General features: G+C 60.2%; 16 protein-coding genes and 1 pseudogene. 13 read left to right on the plus strand and 4 right to left on the minus strand.

Translation table 11 applies throughout. The features are described from left to right. The first annotated feature begins 134 nt into the window (after positions 1-134). Positions 135-392, plus strand: coding sequence for a F0F1 ATP synthase subunit epsilon (locus RWZ58_RS08420; RefSeq protein ID WP_070830509.1), 258 nt, complete (start codon positions 135-137; stop codon positions 390-392). A 210-nt stretch (positions 393-602) separates the two neighbouring features. Here RWZ58_RS08420 and nucS read toward each other — a convergent pair whose 3' ends face one another. Beyond that, positions 603-1,316 (minus strand): endonuclease NucS, encoded by a 714-nt coding sequence (nucS, locus tag RWZ58_RS08425; protein WP_314658339.1) that lies wholly within the window; start codon positions 1,314-1,316, stop codon positions 603-605. 175 nt (positions 1,317-1,491) lie between these two features. Between nucS and RWZ58_RS08430 the strand changes: the two genes are divergently transcribed. Next, positions 1,492-1,818, plus strand: coding sequence for an ATP/GTP-binding protein (locus tag RWZ58_RS08430; RefSeq protein ID WP_080562540.1), 327 nt, complete (start codon positions 1,492-1,494; stop codon positions 1,816-1,818). Positions 1,819-1,905: 87 nt separating this feature from the next. Further along, complete coding sequence (locus tag RWZ58_RS08435; protein ID WP_314658341.1) at positions 1,906-2,724, plus strand: alpha/beta fold hydrolase; 819 nt, start codon at positions 1,906-1,908, stop codon at positions 2,722-2,724. Positions 2,725-2,849: 125 nt separating this feature from the next. On the opposite strand, the gene RWZ58_RS08440 is transcribed toward RWZ58_RS08435, so the two are convergent. Continuing rightward, on the minus strand, positions 2,850-4,136 hold the full coding sequence (locus tag RWZ58_RS08440) for an AI-2E family transporter (protein WP_314658342.1): 1,287 nt from the start codon (positions 4,134-4,136) through the stop codon (positions 2,850-2,852). 289 nt (positions 4,137-4,425) lie between these two features. Here RWZ58_RS08440 and RWZ58_RS08445 point away from each other — a divergent pair, with 289 nt between their 5' ends. The 7 genes from RWZ58_RS08445 (at position 4,426) to RWZ58_RS08475 (ending at position 14,622) form a co-directional block, all read left to right on the plus strand. Beyond that, positions 4,426-5,412: a tetratricopeptide repeat protein gene (locus tag RWZ58_RS08445; RefSeq protein ID WP_314658343.1), complete on the plus strand. Its 987-nt coding sequence runs from the start codon at positions 4,426-4,428 to the stop codon at positions 5,410-5,412. A gap of 291 nt (positions 5,413-5,703) precedes the next feature. Continuing rightward, the gene (locus tag RWZ58_RS08450; protein WP_314658344.1) at positions 5,704-6,693 is read left to right on the plus strand and encodes an ABC transporter ATP-binding protein; all 990 of its coding nucleotides are present in this window, start codon (positions 5,704-5,706) and stop codon (positions 6,691-6,693) included. After that, the gene (locus tag RWZ58_RS08455) at positions 6,669-8,345 is read left to right on the plus strand and encodes a transporter (RefSeq protein ID WP_314658345.1); all 1,677 of its coding nucleotides are present in this window, start codon (positions 6,669-6,671) and stop codon (positions 8,343-8,345) included. The genes RWZ58_RS08450 and RWZ58_RS08455 overlap by 25 nt, the downstream gene beginning before the upstream one ends. Positions 8,346-8,648: 303 nt before the next feature. Continuing rightward, positions 8,649-8,948, plus strand: a complete 300-nt coding sequence (locus RWZ58_RS08460; RefSeq protein ID WP_005506434.1) for a DUF3039 domain-containing protein — start codon at positions 8,649-8,651, stop codon at positions 8,946-8,948. Positions 8,949-9,244: 296 nt separating this feature from the next. Then, positions 9,245-11,032 carry a DEAD/DEAH box helicase gene (locus tag RWZ58_RS08465; protein ID WP_314658346.1) on the plus strand — a complete coding sequence of 596 codons (1,788 nt, stop codon included), beginning with the start codon at positions 9,245-9,247 and terminating at the stop codon, positions 11,030-11,032. 318 nt (positions 11,033-11,350) lie between these two features. After that, positions 11,351-12,772, plus strand: coding sequence for a transcriptional initiation protein Tat (locus tag RWZ58_RS08470; RefSeq protein WP_314658347.1), 1,422 nt, complete (start codon positions 11,351-11,353; stop codon positions 12,770-12,772). A 458-nt stretch (positions 12,773-13,230) separates the two neighbouring features. Beyond that, the gene (locus RWZ58_RS08475) at positions 13,231-14,622 is read left to right on the plus strand and encodes a transcriptional initiation protein Tat (RefSeq protein ID WP_314658348.1); all 1,392 of its coding nucleotides are present in this window, start codon (positions 13,231-13,233) and stop codon (positions 14,620-14,622) included. A 253-nt stretch (positions 14,623-14,875) separates the two neighbouring features. Here RWZ58_RS08475 and RWZ58_RS08480 read toward each other — a convergent pair whose 3' ends face one another. Both RWZ58_RS08480 and RWZ58_RS08485 read right to left on the minus strand, forming a co-directional pair. Further along, the gene (locus tag RWZ58_RS08480) at positions 14,876-15,502 is read right to left on the minus strand and encodes an isochorismatase family protein (protein ID WP_314658349.1); all 627 of its coding nucleotides are present in this window, start codon (positions 15,500-15,502) and stop codon (positions 14,876-14,878) included. A gap of 73 nt (positions 15,503-15,575) precedes the next feature. Next, positions 15,576-16,874, minus strand: a complete 1,299-nt coding sequence (locus tag RWZ58_RS08485) for a nicotinate phosphoribosyltransferase (RefSeq protein ID WP_049340635.1) — start codon at positions 16,872-16,874, stop codon at positions 15,576-15,578. Positions 16,875-17,113: 239 nt separating this feature from the next. Between RWZ58_RS08485 and clpS the strand changes: the two genes are divergently transcribed. The 3 genes and pseudogenes from clpS to RWZ58_RS08500 all read left to right on the plus strand — a co-directional run. Next, positions 17,114-17,434, plus strand: a complete 321-nt coding sequence (gene clpS / locus RWZ58_RS08490) for an ATP-dependent Clp protease adapter ClpS (protein WP_296546605.1) — start codon at positions 17,114-17,116, stop codon at positions 17,432-17,434. Then, positions 17,434-18,009, plus strand: coding sequence for a DUF2017 domain-containing protein (locus RWZ58_RS08495; RefSeq protein ID WP_314075879.1), 576 nt, complete (start codon positions 17,434-17,436; stop codon positions 18,007-18,009). The genes clpS and RWZ58_RS08495 overlap by 1 nt, the downstream gene beginning before the upstream one ends. 211 nt (positions 18,010-18,220) lie before the next feature. Beyond that, positions 18,221-18,525: pseudogene (locus RWZ58_RS08500) on the plus strand (glutamate racemase); the annotation flags it as partial.

The raw sequence follows: 18,525 nt of genomic DNA on the forward strand, positions 1-18,525 counted from the left end.
ATCGAGTCCTTCCAGATGATCTGCAACGGCGATGTCGACCACATCCCCGAGCAGGCGTTCTACAACATTGGTGGTATGGACGACGTTATGCGCCGCTACGAGGAAATCAAGGCACAGACTGGAGCTAAGTAATCATGGCTCTGAAAGTTGAAGTTGTTTCCCGCGAACGCGTCGTGTGGACTGGCGAAGCGAAGTACGTTCGTGCACGCTCCGTCAGCGGTGACCTCGGCATCCTGCCGGGTATGATCCCCACCTGCACGCTGCTGGCACAGGACGGCGAGCTGCTCATTGAACCTGTTGAGGGTGAGACCATTAAGACCATCCTCAACGCAGGTTTCTTGACCGTCTCGAACGATCACGTGACCATCGCTGCAAAGCACGCACAGATCTAAAGCCGGTTCTCCGCAGAGGGAATTAGCCGCTGTGTACACCTCGCCGGTGTTCCACCCCGTAAAGGGGAGGGACACCGGCGATTGGTGTATCTGGGCTCGGGTGTATCTGAGGTCGGTCGTGTGCATAGAATAAGGGGCGCCTCCCATGGGTGGGAGGCGCCCCTCAAGCTATGTGTAGCCGCCTAGCTAGAACTGTTTAGCTAGAGCCGTTTAGAACAGGCGGTCAGCCGAGTCGTCTACGCCGCGCATCGCGTCGTAATCCAGGCTCACGCAGCGGATGCCGCGGTCCTCAGCCAAGGTGCGCGCCTGCGGCTTAATCGTCTGCGCCGCAAATACACCGCGCACCGGAGCCAGCAGCGGGTCACGGTTGAGCAACTCCAGGTAGCGGGTCAGCTGCTCCACGCCATCGATATCACCCACACGCTTGAGCTCGACCGCCACAGAGACGCCGTGCGCGTCCTTCGCCATGATGTCGACCGGACCGATAGCGGTCGGGTACTCGCGGCGCACCAGCGAATAGCCCTCGCCGAGAGTGTGGATCTGCTCGGCGAGCAGGCGCTGCAGGTCAGCCTCCACGCCGTCCTTAATGAGGCCGGGGTCAATACCCAGGTCGGTGGCGTGCTCGTGCTCAATCTTGTAGATGCGAATCATGAGGCGGTCATCGCTCTTCGCCGCCTGAACGGTCCACAGCTGCTGAACATCGGATTCCAGGTCCTCACGGATGCTCTGCGGAACGTCCTCACGATCAGCCACCAGCAGGGAGCAGGGAGGGCTCATCCAGTTCAGGGGCTTGTAGGAACCGCCGTCGGAGTGAATGAGGACGGAGCCGTCATTCTTGACCATCAGCAGGCGGGTAGCGCGGGGCAGGTGGGCGCGGAGGCGGCCCTCATAATCTACGGAGCATTCAGCAATGACAATACGCATCCGTCCACTCTAGCAGGTACAAGTGTTTGGCTCTAGCAGGTGAGGGTATGAGCTAGGGAACCAGCGCAGGATGTAAAGCGGAGGAGAAGAGGCGTGAGAACTCAGAAGAGCGCAGAGCGAACAGCGGCGAGGCTGGTAGATAGAGAAGGCTGCGGGGCGCGGTAGAATAGGGCTCATGGCACGTAAGAATCATCCCGGCAGGCGAGCATCCGGCACCACCAGCGATAAGTGGCACCGTCAAGCACCCGCAGGGCGTGATATCAGCAGGATCCTGGACCCTGCGCCCCGACTGGAACGTGACCGATACGGCGACTGGCTGGTGCAATACATTCCCGCCGTCAACGCCCAAAAAACCTACACCTGCCCCGAATGCTACCGCCCGATTCCGCCCAGAACCGCGCACCTGGTGGTGTGGCAGGAAAGCCACACGATGGGGCGTAGCCGCGCCATTGATGAACGCAGGCACTGGCATCAGCACTGCTGGCGCACCCGCCGCAAATAAGCTGAACACTGCACTTTAGGTGTAGCCAAAGACCAAAGACCAAAGACCCTAGTCCACATTCTCGAATCCGATTCTTGAAGGAACGCAATGAGCAACACCGCCGATATTACCCGCGAGCAGGAATTCGATCCCGCCCGCTACGTCTTCAGCACCGCCGCTGAGCCCACCCCCATTAAGGCACGCACCGTTCTGCCGGCACGCCGCGAGAACTTCACCGTCACCACCGCGGACGGCAAGCGCCTCGTCGGTGAACTCGCCCTGCCCGAAGGCGAAATCAAGGCAACCCTGGTGACCTTCCACCCGCTGCCCACCCACGGCGGCTACATGGACTCCCACGTGTACAAGAAGGCGTCTTTCCGTCTGCCGGCGCTGTCGAACATCGCTGTGCTGCGCTTCAACACTCGCGGCACCTCCTCGATTCGCGGCACCAGCGAAGGCGTCTTTGACGGCGGCTTTGCCGAGAAGAAGGACTTCGATGCAATCCTGAAGTTCGTGCGCGAGCGCGCCCTGCCGAACCCCTGGCTGGTCGGCTGGTCCTTCGGCACCGAGCTGGTGCTCAAGTACGCCCCCGAATACGCGAACGAGTTCACCGGCGCTATTTTGCTCTCCCCGCCGCTGCACCGCGTGCACCCGGCTGAGCTGGATGAGTGGAACAAGATCTCGAACCCGCTGTACGCGCTGGTGCCTGAGCACGACGACTACCTGCAGCCTCCGGCGGCGCGTGAGCGTTTCGCGGCGGTACCGCGCACCCAGGTTCTTCCCTTCGAGGGTTGCAAGCACCTGTGGGTGGGCGAGAAGTCCGTGCAGCAGGTCCTGAACACTATTGTCAGCATCGTAACCGGTGTGCCCACTGAACTGCCCACCGAGTACAACGGTGCGGTGGCAGAAGAAATTACTGAGCTCTAAACGCTCAGCGCATAAACGTAAAGGCGGCGGCTTTGGATAGAACATCCAAAGCCGCCGCCTTCGTATCTAAGCTCGATGCCTGCCCTAGGGGAGAGCAACGAGCGCGTAGAGAAACCTAGAGGTGACTACAGCTGGTCCTGGCGAGGAATGAACACCTCGCGAACCAGAATCAGCATGGAAGCTGCCACAGGAATAGCAATCAGAGCACCCAGCACGCCCCAGAGAGCGCCACCGGCAGCCACCGAAATAATCGCAACACCGGCAGGAACCGACACCGCACGAGCCATAATACGCGGAGAAATCAGGTACGCCTCCACCTGCAGGTACAGGAAGTACGCCACCGCAAACCACAGCGCCATACTCCAGCCCTGAGTCAGCAGAATCAGCGAGGTCAAAATCAGCGCAATCACGCCACCAACCAGCGGAATGAACGCCAGAATCATGACCACCAAAGCCATCAACTGCGGGAAGCTAAAGCCCAGAAACAGCATAATAAAGAACGCCACAAAAGCATTCAGAACAGCAACCAGAGCCTGACCCATCACGTAGTTACCCACCGACTCAGTAATCTTGTCGGTAATGTACTTGACGCGCACACGCTTAGAAGCCGGCGCCAGACGAACACCCCACGCCTTGATGGTGTCCATCGAGGTGAGGAAGTACAGGGACAGGAACAAGACAATAATTACGCCGGTCACGCTCTGCGCCAGAGTAGAACCCGCAGAAACCAGGCTCGACATGAAGCTATTGACCTGAGACGAAGAGAAAGTCGACTCCAAGAACTTCGGGACGTTCTCATTCACCCAGCTGCTGATGTTAAAGCGCTGATCAAGCTCGTGGTACCAATCAGAATCAATCGTGTTCTGATAGATACCCGGCGCGTACTGAACAAACTTAGATGCCTGCTCGCTAATAATCGGGCCAATGGTCATGACCAGACCGGTCACGGCGCCAGCAAAACCAGCAAGCACAGCAATCACACCGATACCGCGCTTAATGCCCCAGGACTCCAGGCGACGCACAATCGGGTCCAGACCCAGAGCAATGAAAATAGCGCCGGTCACCCAACCCACCAGGGCACCCACATTATTGAAAATGTAGTAGGCGAAGAGCGCCAGACCCACGCCAACGGTCATGAGGAAACCGAACGCAACCGGGTTGTGCATCATCGAGGTCTTGCCGTTGCCGACCACCTTCGGCGCTGGGGGAGCATCCTCAGAAGCGGCGGGGACCACCGGAATAGTATCCGTAGGAGGCATGGACGCACGGCGGCGGTTGGAACGCACCTGGCTGATGCTTTCGGTCAGCTCACTGAAGGTCTCCGTAATCTGGTCGGTGAGGGATTCCTTCTTGCGTGGCTCGTCAGACGATGACGTCTCTTCGGGAGCTGCTGAGGCTTTCTTCTCGCTCATGCTCTTCCTTTCCGGATCATTCCGGGTATTTTTTCTCTACTGTGCCATTCTACCGGCTGGTTTACTTTGTTACGGCGTCAACGGTGAACGTTAGAGGTATGGGAGCGCAGGTGGGAAAGGTATCAGTGAGGCGGTCTAGACACTAGTCCCAACGCTATCCTCGGCATGAGCTCAGAGCGTAGGCGGCATAGAACGGGCGTTCGCAACGGTGCGTTGTGGGGATAATAGAGGAAGGAACGCGTGAGGGTAGCCCGCACGCAAGAAGATACAGAACGTAAAGGAGCCCAGGATGAGCATTATTTTTGATCCGGCAGACCGCGGCGCATCCCAGAACGCAGCACAGAACGGTGCAGTGCAGGGTAACGGCGCGCAGGGCGGTGCGGCACAGGAGATTCCCGCCTCCGTACGTAACGCCATGGAACTGAACCCCAACGCGGCACAGTCTGCTGGCGAACAGACCCCCTCCGCACCCACCTGGCGCTACGAGGTCAACACCCCCGAAGAGTTCCAGAAGTTCGTGCAGCTCTCCAGCCAGGGTGCCGTGATTTTCGCGCTCTACGCGCCGCACTCGCCCTCCTCACTGCAGATGCTCGAAGGCGTGCAGAAGCTCGTCGACTCCGCCGCAGGCACCATGATTTGCGCCGCCGTGGACGTCACCAAGCTCCCCGAGGCTGCCCAGGCATTCGGCGTGAGCGGCGTGCCCGCTGGCGTTGCCGTTCTGGCTGGCCGCCCGGCACCGATTTACACCGGCCCGGTCAGTGCAGAAGACCTCGGGGATGTGCTCTCCCAGGTTCTGCAGCTCGCGGCGCAGTACCAGCTGCCCGGCGGCTTCGACCCGGTCGTTCCCGAAGATGAAAAGCCCCTGCCGCCCCTGCACGCAGAAGCCGTCGCCGCCCTCGACCGCGGCGACCTGGAGGGTGCACGCGCCGCATACCGCAAGGCAATTGCCGAGAACCCCGGCGATAAGGAAGCGAAGCTCGGCCTGGAACAGGTTGAACTGCTTGCCCGCGTGAAGGACCTGAACATGGCAACCGAACGCGCGGCGGCCGCGGCAGACCCCCTGAACATTGACGCCGCGTTCAACGTAGCCGACCTGGACCTGGTCGGCGGTCATGTGGAGGACGCCTACAACCGTCTGCTGCGCCTGTTCAGCGCGGTCGGCCCCGACGATAAGGCGCGCGTGCGCGAGCGCCTCGTGCAGCTCTTCGACGTGGTGGGTGCATCTGACCCGCGCACCGTGAAGGCACGTGCGGCGCTGACCATGGCGCTGTTCTAAAAACAGCTCGCGAAGGGATCTGAGCCGGTCTAACCGGCTGAAACTTTGAATACGGACGGGCTATCGTCTACCTTTGCACTCGTGCTGCTGGGTGGGCGGTAGCCCGTTCTGCGTTTGTGGTTTTTCGCGGTTGTGAGGTGGGGGAGAGCAGGCGACTCAACCTGTCTGATAGAGCGCTAGGACGCTACACATAGCACCCCAGAATGTCCATATTATGCATTGTGAGTACTTAATAATGCAGGTTTCATCACCAAACCTGCTAGACCTCATGGGGGGTGGTAGGGTAAAAATATGAACACTAGTCACTTTCCCCAGGACCCCAATCTGAACGAGCCAGGTTCACCGCAGAACCCGGTACAAGAGACCGCAGTAGAGGCACCCGCAAACCCCACCGTGGCAACCCCTGCCGCGGCAGTACCCGAGGCTGTAGCTTCTGAACCTGTAGCCCCGGAAGCTTCCGTACCCGCATCGGTAGCACCTCAGCTACCCGTCACCCCGCAGACCGCACCGGCGGCTGGCGCTCGCCCCGCAATCGAAATCCGCGGCCTCACCAAGGCATTCGGTCAGAAGGTCGCCGTCGACCGCATCAACCTCGACATCCCCTCCGGATCCTTCTACGGACTGGTCGGCCGCAATGGTGCCGGTAAGACCACCACCATCTCCATGGTCACCGGTATGCTTCAGCCCACTGAGGGCACCGCGTACGTGCGCGGCATCGACATGTGGACCGACCCGCTCAAGGCGAAAGCACACCTGGGCGTGCTGCCCGACGGCGTGCACCTCTTCGACAAGCTCACCGGCGAGCAGCTCATCACCTACTCCGGCTACCTGCACGGAATCGATAAGGAAACCGTCGCCTCCCGCGTTAAGGATCTGCTCGCGGCCATGGACCTGACCGACGCTGCGGGTCGTGCCGTTGCCGACTACTCCGCCGGTATGACCAAGAAGATTGGGCTCGCCGCCGCTCTCGTTCACGCGCCCTCCGTACTGATCCTGGATGAGCCTTTCGAAGCGGTCGACCCGGTTTCTGCCGCCAATATTCAGGACATTCTGCGTGGCTTCGTTGCCTCCGGCGGAACTGTCATTATCTCCTCGCATGTGATGGACCTCGTTCAGCGCCTGTGCGACCACGTAGCCGTCATGGACTCCGGCCGTATTCTCGCCGCCGGAACCGTCGACGAAGTACGCGCCGGCGTGAGCCTTGAAGAACGATTTGTGCAGCTGGTCGGCGGCCGCACCTCCTCGGAAGGATTGTCATGGTTGGGCACCTCGTCTCACTAAAGTGGCAGTATGTGCTCGCTTCCTTCCGCCGAAGCATCTGGGCGCTCATCGGCCTGATTTTTGCGGCGCTTTATGCGGGCGGTATGCTCTTCGGCCTCGGCTCCGCATACGTTATCGCTAACTCGGAGGTACCCGAATACGGTCAGCTCGGAACCCTCCTGGTAGGCGCGGTTATTGCGCTCGCCTGGGCTATCGTCCCTATCTTCTTCAGCGGACTGGACGGCACCTTGGACGAGAGCCGATTCGTGCTCTTCCCCATCAAACCCTCCACCCTGCAGAAGGGCCAGTTCCTCGGCGGGTTCGTGGGTATCCCCGGCATCGCCAGCATCATTGCCGTGCTGCTGGGTGCGATCGCGTTTATATCGCAACCGCTCGCGCTGGTCGTGTACCTCATCTGCTGCGTGCTCGGCCTTGCGAACCTCATGGTGTGGGCTCGTCTCGCCAACCGCCTGGGCATGGCGCTGAATGATAACCCGCGCATCGCCAACACCCTGATGATCGTTGCCATGCTACTGATGATGAGCGCCGGCTTTATCTTCGGTGGAACGATAACCTACCTGACCAAGCACTGGGAAGAGGTGCTGCCCTACCTGCCGTGGCTCAGCGTGACGCCCTTCGGGTCGGCATTTGCGGTGCCCTACTTTATGGCGACCGGCAATATGGGTACCGCCCTTGGTTGCCTGGCTCTGACCCTCGTCTACCTGGCTGGCGGATGGTGGCTGTGGGGTAAGAACCTGGCACGCTCCATGGCGAATGTGGGCGGTAGCGCGCACCACGCCAGCGCTGCCGAAGTCGCCGCAGGTGATTTGGGTCTGTTGGCACGGTTCCCCGCAACCCCGCGTGGCGCCGTGGCGGCACGAACCCTGCACTCATTTCTGAAAGACAACCGTCTGCAGCTGCTGACCGCAAGCACCGCCATGCTTTACCTGATACTGACGGTGGCTATGCCCCTGTTCCTGAGCTCTGTAGGCTCCTTCGAAAGTCGGGCCAGTTTTAACGGCGTCAACGCGGCTGAAGCTAACCAGATCATCAATAGTGGCGTGATGCAGCTCTTCGGATTCTGGATGTACTTCTGCACCGTCTTCACCGGCTACTACATGTGCTATCTCGTCTCCTACGACAACACCGCATTCAGCCTGCACGTGCTCTCCCCGCTACGCGGTATTGACGATCGTCTCGGCCGTCTTTGGGGTTACAGCATCCTGATGGTTCCGATCGTGGTGGTGATGGTGTTCGTCGCCTCAGCGGCAAATGGACACCTGGAGCTTTTCCCCATCGTGCTGATGCACCAGCTGGGCGTGCTCGCCGCAGCGGCTGGTATGGGTAGCGTGATGGACACCTTCATTAGCCCGCCCGTGGCGCCTCCGGGTGCTAACCCGTTCAAGAACCCGAAGAACAATGAGGGCTTCGCTAATCAGTTGCTGCTCATGCTCACCGTAATTCTGGTGATGCTCAGCGCGCTACCCGGCGGTATCTCGGTTGTTGTGTACATTTTCGTGACCCAAGATCTACTAACCCTCGTCTTCGGTGGCTTGATTCAGCTCCTGATTGGTGCCGCACTGCTCGTGGGTGGCGTGGCGTGGGGCGGTCACCGCTACGACAAGGTCAGCTCCAAGATGCTGGAACGCGTGGCACGTTTCCAAGCGAACTAACAAGAGTCGAAGCTCCAGCACATCAGGAATAAACGAGAGGGGTTCCGTGTTAGGTACTACGCCTGGCGCGGAACCCCTTTTCTATGCTTCTATGCCGCCCGAAATTCTAGCCCCGAACTTCTGACGGAAAGAAGCTCACCGCAATACCTAAGAGCCTATGGCCCAGCTGTGGCCTGCCTCCATATTGACCGCCCGTGGGCTCAGCACCTGCCAACAGCTACTAAAATAGAGAAGGCGCCGACCGCCCACCCATGCGGCGGCACCCCTCACCCTATGTATCCCACCTCATCATCAAGGAGAAACATGAGCTCGATCGAAGGCATCGAAGACCCCTTTGGCCCCGGAACCGCAGGCGGCACCGCACTGCTCGAACGCGAAGAAACCCAGCTTTCTGAGCCCGGCGACCACGAGCGCTTCTCCCACTACGTACGCAAGGAAAAGATCCTCGAATCGGCACTGACCGGCGAACCCGTGCGCGCCCTCTGCGGCAAAATGTGGGTACCCGGCCGCGACCCGCAGAAGTTCCCCGTCTGCCCCCAGTGCAAGGAAATCTACGAAGGCCTCGCACCCGGCAACGACGGCGACAACGGCTCCGGCGAATAATAGGCGCTAGACAATACATCTGAATAACATGCTCAGCTGCGAAGATCGAAGGTTCTAAACGCCTCATGAGACTTTGCTGACGAGCGCCAAATTCTTGCACCACAGCCCGGCCCAACCCGCGGATGTGGTGCTAGAATTTAACCTCGCTGTGCCCGGACCGCCAGAACGCCAGAAACACCAGAGCATCAGGAACACCAGACGCCCACCTCCAAGAGGGGGAGAGGTGTCTGCGCTGAGGCAACTAGCTCTGAGTCGGCAGAGGGAACCAGCAGAGGCAGACGAGGAAGAAGGAGAGAATGAGCGCACCCGCAGAGGAACCCACACTATTCGACAGTATGGTGAAGCCGAAGCTCTCCCCGGCATACCCCGACCGCGCCCCCTGGGGTACTTCCGTCAGCCTGCGTGCCTGGCAGGCAGAAGCCATGCAGAAGTACTTCGAAACCAACCCCCGCGACTTCATGGCAGTTGCAACCCCCGGTGCGGGTAAAACCACCTTCGCGCTGACCCTCGCCAAGGAACTGTTCAACCGCGGCACGGTCCGCCAGCTCATCGTTGTGGCGCCCACCGACCACCTGAAAAAGCAGTGGGCTGACGCCGCCGCGAAGGTTGGTATTCCCATTGACCCGAACTTCAAGAACGCGGACGTGACCATCAGCCGCCACTACAAGGGCGTGGCGCTGACCTACGCGCAGGTGGCGAATAAGCCGCAGCTGCACGCCCGCAACACCGAGGCGACGAAGACCCTCGTAATTTTTGATGAGATTCACCACGCCGGTGACTCCCTCTCCTGGGGCGACGGTCTGCGCGAGGCATTTGACGATGCGACCCGCCGCGTGGCGCTGACCGGTACCCCGTTCCGTTCGGATACCTCCCCGATTCCGTTCGTCACCTACGAGGTGGACAATGACGGTATCCGCCGTTCCAAGGCGGACTACTCTTACGGTTACGGCCCCGCACTGAAGGACCACGTGGTGCGCCCGGTCATCTTTATGGCGTACTCGGGCCAGATGCGTTGGCGCACCTCCGCGGGTGAGGAGATGGCGGCAAACCTCGGCGAAGGCTTCACCAAGGACATTACCTCCCAGGCGTGGCGAACAGCCCTCGACCCTAACGGTGAGTGGATTCCGACCGTGCTCGCCGCTGCTGACAAGCGTCTGACCGAGGTGCGCCGCACCGTGCCCGACGCCGGTGCGCTCGTCATCGCCACCGACCACGCGGACGCCAAAGCCTACGCCGAACAGCTGCAAAAAATCACCGGCGAATACCCCGCCGTGATCCTCTCGGACGATCGCGAAGCCTCCGCGAAAATTGATGAGTTCCGTGAGGGCATGCAGCGGTGGATGGTCGCCGTGCGCATGGTGTCCGAGGGCGTGGACGTGCCCCGCCTCGCCGTGGGCGTGTACGCCACCAGCACCAGCACCCCGCTATTCTTCGCCCAGGCGATTGGCCGTTTCGTGCGTGCCCGCAAGCGCGGCGAAACCGCGTCCGTGTTCCTACCCTCGGTGCCGCAGCTGATGATGCTCGCCAACGATATGGAAGTAGAACGCGACCACGCCCTCGACCGCGGCGCACCCCAGGAAATCGACCCCATGGTCGAGGGGCTGGACGACCATCTGCTCGAGGAAGCAAACCGTGAGGAACGCGCCTCCGAGCAGCTGGCCCGGGGCAAGTTTGAAGCGCTCGGCTCCGAGGCGTCCTTCCACGGTGTGCTGTTCGACGGTGCCGAGTTCGCCTCCGGCAACCTTGCTGTGGGTAGTGAGGAGGAGCAGGACTTCCTGGGGATTCCGGGCCTGCTGGACGCCGAGCAGGTCGGTACGCTGCTGCGCGCGCATCAGCGTGAGCACGCGGCACGCCGCCCCGCGACGGCGGCACCCTCGGTGGTGGATCACCGCCAGCTGAAGGCGCTACGCAACAAACTGGCGAAGAATGTGGCGGCGTGGTCGATTCGTTCGGGCAAACCGCACGGCGTGATTCACAACGAGCTGCGCAAGATTTGCGGCGGCCCGGCGGTCGCGCAGGCTTCTGTGGAGCAGATTCAGGCGCGTCTCGATAAGCTGTCGGACTGGTTCGTTGGCCGACGCTAAAACATAGATAGAACGTATAGAGAAGCCCCGCGAGTGTGTGCGCTCGCGGGGCTTTTGTGTGTTCTGAACTTATGAAAGAGACTGATGGATAGACGCAAAGTGGGCATAAAACTGTCCTGATATGGTGTTTTATGACCTTTTGGGGTGTCTCTAAAACCTGATTCATGTACCCTATTGGTGGAAGCCCTTCCCAGGTCTGGCATTGCCGCCGTCATTGGAAGAGTTTCCTTAAAGAAACACCATGTAGTCGTTATTCTGCCGAGCCGAGTGCGAGAAATAGGCTGGAAGAACGGCTACACCAACCTTTGAAGGACAGTGATGTCTCATATTTCTCGCCGTAAGGTCGTGAAGGGTGCCGCCTGGGCAACCCCCGTAATTGCGGCTTCAGCAATCGTGCCAGCTTATGCTGCTTCAAGACCGGATTGCACCGTGTCTGAAAAACCTTACATGTATGCCTATGCTGACATGTATAACCGCGGGGAAGAAACGGAATATCTTTATAGCCGCCTTACCTTCTATAAGATACGTTTTGAACTTATTGGTGGCGCAGGTGGCGGAGGCTTTGACAAAAGCTCTCTCGGTGGCTCAGGAGCGAAAGTAACCGGAGTTGTTGGGGTGCCTGGTCCGGCAACTATCGAGCTCATTGCAGGTGGCGGCGGTATGCTCGAAGTCCGAGGGTACGGCGCTGACAATTTAGATGAGTACCGGACTGAAGGTTCCCAAGGTGGCCAAGGTTTCGGTAACGGTGGTGGAGTTCCCAGCTCCAGAATTCCTGATGACGTGATGAAGAAGCTATCCAAGCGCTGGGTGTGGGCTGCTGATTGGGATCACGGTCCGCATCCTAAGCAACCTATGGAGGAAGTCTACGGATGCTCGGGCGGCGGTTCCTCGGCTCTGCTCATCAACGGTGAGGTTATCGCTGTTGCTGGTGGCGGTGGCGGTGGTGTCACCCGGGCAACAATGTTCACGACGGAACCTGACTCGGACCATTTCCCTGGAATTGTCGACGTTCGTATGATTGGTCCGGAAAATCAGACCCGCCCGCCTGTGCAAAGTGTGGGCGGTTCGGGGGAACGAGCACGCGGTGGTGACGCCACAACCGGACGTGAATATTATGCTCAGGACCCGAACATTCAGCTAACTGTTGAAGGTGGCAAGGGTGGCGGTAATGGTATCGGTGGCGCCGGTGGTGCTAAGCCGACCGTGCTGACCGGCACTCCCAACAGCATCTTTAGCTTTGATAGCCAGAATAAGCAGGTGCTTTATAGCTCCTCGACCGCAGGTAATCCCGGTACTAATGGTCTGCAAGGAAAAGGTGGCGACGGAGTAATGTCTGTGAGCTACCAGTTGGATAACCACGATGGGTTCTCTGCGGAAGGCTATGAAACTCTCCGAAACTCCGATGGACTCTATAAAAATCTGTCCTACTATCATCTCGCCCCATACTTCAACGGCGCGCAGGTCATCGTGTCCGGCGGTGGCGGCGGCGGTTATGGCGGTGGCGGCTCCGGCGCGGCGCTCTCGCAGTCATCTATCACGATTGCTCAGAAGTGGAATAACAACCCTAACGGTATTCGCCAGAGCATCAGCTCTGCGCAGCTTGCCGGTGCAGGTGGCGCGGGTGGATCTTACCTTGCTCCGAGCGTCATGGAAGGTGAAATTTCTCGGGCCAATAATGCATACAAAGGCTCGCAGTATGGTGAGGGGGGCACCGCGACGGTGTATCTCTGTGAGGTATGATCAACCTTTCCTGACCAAGATGAGCACGTAAATACCTTTGGATAAGGGGGAAGCCCCGCGAGTTTTTTGTGCTCGCGGGGCTTTTGCGTGTCCGTAATATTTGGTCGCATAGGCAGACATGACCCTCAACTAGAGCCTTATACCTGTAGGGTAGAAGAGGAGGTAACATCCGGCGCCGAACGCAATCTTCGGTACGGATACCTCCCCGTTCTTAGACACCGGCCAGTATGAATAAAAGGGCAGTGCTGAGTGCATGAGCGGTGCACATATAGAGAGACACCAGGTCACCGTTTCCCAACCACGCACACCTGAAGTACCGTATTTTCCGCTTCGCAACTGAGGCGGTAGCGTAGCACCTGATGAGCCCCGCCTCCGGGGGTTCATCAGCCCGGCACCGTCTGCCGCCCTGCGCGCGGTAGGGGAGCGAGCACCTGAACTAACCACACCGAAGGACATTGATGTCTACTCAAATTTCTCGCCGCAGGGTCGTTGCGGGTGCCGCGTGGGCTGCCCCCGTTATCGCCACCTCGGCTGCTGTTCCCGCGTTCGCCGCATCCCTGGACTGCGTCTTTGCTGACAGTCCCCACAAGTTCTTGAGGGGATATAGTGACTATCGTGTAGAAGAGGAATTCACCGTCCCCGCTAACGTGTATAGGATCCGCTTTGATATTTTTGGTGGTGGCGGAGTCAGCGACACTGGCCACGAAAGCGGCTCGGGCGCCCGAACCACCGGAATCGTTGAAGTGAAGCCGGGACAGACGGTTCGTGTCATTGCTGGCGGCGGTTCTGGAGATAACTACCATCGGCGGGGCAATCTTGTGACTGGTGGACCCGGACGAGGCGGGCGTGGCTACGGCGACGGCGGCGACGCACCCCGATTCACCATGCCTGCCGAAGTGGTGGCTGAAGTGACCAAACGTTACCCGGGCGCCCTCAAGTGGAGGGAACTTGAAGACGGTCCTAAGGGCACCGTTGAGGTTTATGGACACCCCGGCGGCGGCGCCTCGGCACTGCTGATTGACGGCGAAGTCATCGCTGTTGCAGGCGGTGGCGGTGGCGGCGGCGTCACCTACTCCTACACTTCAGCGCCTCACGCTAAGCATTTCCCTGCTGTTCTTGATGCGAGCGTGACGAATTTTTACCATCCGACTGTTCGTCCCATCCGCAGCTTTGCGGGTAGCGGTTTGAGCACTCGCGGTGGAGACGCCACCACGGGCACCCAGTTCTACACCCACAGTCTGAACACTAAGGTATCTGTTGACGGCGGTAAGGGCGGAAACAACGGTGCAGGTGGCGCGGGCGCAGCTAAGCCTGAGGTGCCGACCGGTAGCCCCAACCATATCTTTAGCTACGACAGCCAGAATAACCAGGTGCTGTACAGCTCTTCGGCCGCAGGTAACGCGGGCGGCTCCGGCTTTAAGGCTAAGGGCGGTAATGGTGCTGTCGCTTATAGCTACCAGCTCGACAATAACGACCCGAAGAACCTTGAAGTGCTGACTCTGCCCGGTGGCGAGCGCATCGAATTCTCCGCCGAGGAAACCGCTGCCGAGTTCAACGGCTACCAGTTCGCAATGTCCGGAGGCGGTGGCGGCGGCTACGGTGGCGGCGGTTCGGGTGCTGCGCTGGCGCTGTCTGCTATTACGACCATTCAGAAGTGGAATAACAACCCTGATGGTATTCGCCAGAGCGTGAGCTACCTGCAGTTCTCCGGTGCCGGTGGCGCGGGTGGTTCGTACCTGTCGCCGCGCGTTATTCAGGGCGAAATCTCTAACTCTATGAACTCGATGAGGGGTGGCATTAACGTCCAAGATGGCGAGGCCAAGGTGTACCTCTGCGAGACTAAGGGCTAGTCTTAGCACCCTCTAAAGGTTGAGGGGTGGAAGCCCGCGGGTGTGTATGCGCTCGCGGGCTTTTGCGTGCCCGAAAATGCTGGGTTGGGGAGCTAAGAGAGCCTCCGTTCAATGCGGGTTGGGCGAGGCCATGGGGACGATAAGAGGCGGGGAGCCTGGGATGGTACATCCCAGGCTCCCCGCCTCTGTGTATTAAGTGCCCGGTATTCAGCGCCCGCCTAGATAGCGAGTCACCGGCAGAACTGGTGGGGGGTTAGAGAACCTCAACCACCTCAACGCCCTCATCTTCAAGTTCGGCAACCACGTCATCGAGCTTGTCCTCGTGCACGGGCGCGGTCAAGTCAAGCAGCACGCGAGTCTCGTAGCCTGCATCGACCGCATCGCGAGCGGTTGCAAACACGCAATAGTCGGTGGCGATACCGACAACATCGACGAACTCGATACCGCGCTCATCCAGCCACTCCGACAGGGGAGTCTGCGGGCCGTCCTCAGAAGCGTCCGCACCGGGCTCGTGCTCGCCGGTTGCGACCTCATCCTCGGGAGCCAGAAGACCCTCAAAACCCGAGTACGCTGCTTCGAAGCGGCCCTTACGGAAGTACGCCTCAATGTAGTCGGTGTCCATGTTCTCGTGAATCTGCGCACCCTTACTCTTCGCCACGCAGTGCACCGGCCAGGAATCAACGTAGTCGGGGGTGTCGGAGAAGTGCGAACCCGGCTCAATGTGCCAGTCCTGGGTTGCGACAATCGCGTCGTAGCGGTGGTGGTTGTTCTCCACGTATTCGCTAATCAGCGCGGCAACGTCTGCACCGCGCTCGGTGGCGAGGGCGCCGCCGGCGCAGAAATCGTTCTGCACGTCAACAATAATCAGTGCCTTAGACATGTCTGTCCTTTACAAGTAGGAATAAGTTTTCACTCTGGTTCGCCAGGTGAAAACACTATCTCAGAAGGGTGGTTTAGATGAACTCGGTCGGAATGATCGGCTCACCCTCCGAGAGGCGGCGGGCAGCTTCGGGAAGCTCCGCCAGGGAGGCTGCGTGGCGGGCGGTCGCACGGCGCACGCCTTCCTCACCGGTGAAGCCGGGGATCAGCTCGCCGTTGCGGACGAAGTCCACCATAAGCGGGCGGGTGTCCTCAAGCAGGTTCGGGTCCTCGTGGGTGCCCAGAACCTCGGCGGTTGCAATGCCCATGCCGTTGAGGCGGCGGGCTGCACGCTTCGCGCCACCGATAGACGCCTTGCCAGCCGAAGCCTTAGCGACCGGCTGCATTTCGCCGGCGGAGTTCTCGCGCTCAACAACCTTGTACACCATGGAGGAGGTCGGCGCACCGGAGCCAGTGACCAGCTTGGTGCCCACGCCGTAAGAGTCCACGGGTGCTGCTGCCAGAGAGGCGATAGCGTACTCGTCCAGGTCGCTGGTGACGGTGATCTTGGTGTGGGTGTTGCCGAGCGAGTCGAGCAGCTCACGCACACGTGCCGCGGTGGCGACCAGGTCGCCGGAGTCCAGGCGCACGCCGCCGAGCTCTTCGCCGGCGAGTTCCACGCCGAGGCGGACCGCATCGTCCACGTTGTAGGTGTCCACGAGCAGGGTAGTGCGGGCGCCGAGGGAACGCAGCTGCGCCTCGAACGCTTCACGCTCGCTGTCGTGCAGCAGGGTGAAGGCGTGGGCGCTGGTGCCGATGGTGTGCAGACCGTAGCGCAGACCGGCCTCCAGGTTGGAGGTGCCCGCGAAGCCCGCAATCACGGCGGCGCGTGCGGCGGAGACGGCGGCGCGTTCGTGGGCGCGGCGCGAACCCATTTCGAGGCAGGGGCGGTTGCCTGCGGCTGCGCTCATGCGGGAGGCGGCGCTCGCCACAGCGGAGTCGAAGTTCAGGATGGACAGCAGGTAGGTTTCGAGGACGCACGCTTCGGCGAAGGTGCCTTCGACCTGCATGACGGGGGAGTGGGGGAAGAATGCTTCGCCTTCTGCGTAGCCGCGGATGTTGCCGCTGAAGGTGAAGGATTCGAGGTAGGAGAGGGTTTCTTTGTTGACGATGTTGCGGGAGGAGAGGAAGGAGAGTTCTTCGTCGTTGAATCGGAAGTTTGCGAGGCCTTCGAGGAATCGGCCGGTGCCTGCGAGGACGCCGTAGCGGCGGCCTGCGGGCAGGCGGCGGGTGAAGACTTCGAAGGTGCACTTACGGTTGGCTGCGCCGGAGGCGAGTGCCGCCTGGAGCATGGTCAGTTCGTAGTGGTCGGTGAGAAGGGAGGTAGTAGCCATGTGTTTATTGTAGTGGGGGATTAGGGTATTTTTCCTATTAATTCGGCGTGTCAATCACTACATAAAGTATTCTTGACTCTAAGTGCTGTAGTATGACAAATTACCAGCACTCTGCACGGACGCAACGCACGATAAACACCGCCGCAACGCAGAATCAACACCGGGGCAATATAGAACGAACACCGGGGCAACACATACCCGCCCGTATAATCAAAGGGAACCGGCCGCAAAGGAAACCAATGAACACTACCGCCGTGACCCTCTCCACCGGAACCCTCGAGGACACCGACCTCGACACCGCCCTGGAGAACATCCTCGCCGCAGACACCCCCTGGAATGTCATCGTCTGGAACGACCCCGTCAACCTCATGACCTACGTGTCCTACGTCTTCCGCAGTCACTTTGGCTACTCCCGCGCCCGCGCCGAAGAACTCATGCTGCAGGTGCACAATAACGGCAAGGCAATCGTCTTCACCGGCTCACGCGAAGACGCCGAAAAACACACCCAGGCAATGCACGCCTGGGGTCTGCTGGCAACCTTCGAGAAAGTAGAAAACTAATGGCACGGCCCTTCCGCCGCACCCCCGGAGGCTACACCGCCTCCTTCGAACCCGCCGAACGCGACCTGATCCGCGAACTCGCCGAGGACGTGCGCGCGCTGCTGCGCCCGGCAGATACCACCGCCGACGGCGGCACCGTCGACCCGCTGGAGGCGCTGGTCGGCATCACCGAAAACCCCACCATCCCCGCCGATAGCGCCGTGGCGCGCCTGCTACCCGCCGCAAGCAGCGACGACGAGGCCGCCACCGAATACCGCCGCTACACCGAACGCGACCTGCGCGAAACTAAGCGTGCGAACCTCGCCATGCTTGCCTTCGACATTGAATCCAGCGACCTGCGCCTGAACGAGGAACACGCCCGCGCCTGGGCTGCCGCGCTCGGCGATATTCGACTGGTGCTCGCAGACCGCCTCTACATTGTGGATGAAGACACCGCCGAAGATATTGCGGCGTTTACCGACCCCTCCGAAATCGAAACCCAGGAAGAGTACATGGCTGTGGTGTACAACTTCGTCTCCTGGGTTCAGGACTCGCTCATGCTCGCCATGCTCGACGGCCTGGACGACGAAGAATAGGAAGCGCCCGGCGGAGCATTTGATGGAGCACTCGGCGGGATAGACGAGCAAGAATAGAACGAATTTTTCGAATTACCCCTCAAACTATCGTCATATACAACCACATAATGGTGGTTCTCGACTCATCTAACCGCCGAACGAACTAAAAGGGTAACCTTAGCGAGTTAGCATAGAACGTGGTACCCGACCGATAACGAAGTGTAGGTGACACATGAGCGAAAGCATCGACGCAACCAATCCCTACCGTGCCCGCACCCCCTGGGGTAGCCCCGCGCCCGTAGGCCCCACCGCTGCGGCACCCATCGGCGTCTTCGACTCCGGTGTGGGTGGACTCACCGTGGCACGCGCCATCATGGATCAGCTGCCTCACGAACGCATCATCTACGTCGGCGACACCGCGCACGGCCCCTACGGCCCCCTCAAAATCGCAGAAGTACGCGCCAATGCCCTGCGCATCATGGACGAGCTCGTCGACTCCGGCGTGAAAATGCTCGTCATCGCCTGCAACACCGCCTC

Source organism: uncultured Rothia sp. (assembly GCF_963544205.1).
In the GTDB taxonomy this organism is placed as follows: domain Bacteria; phylum Actinomycetota; class Actinomycetes; order Actinomycetales; family Micrococcaceae; genus Rothia.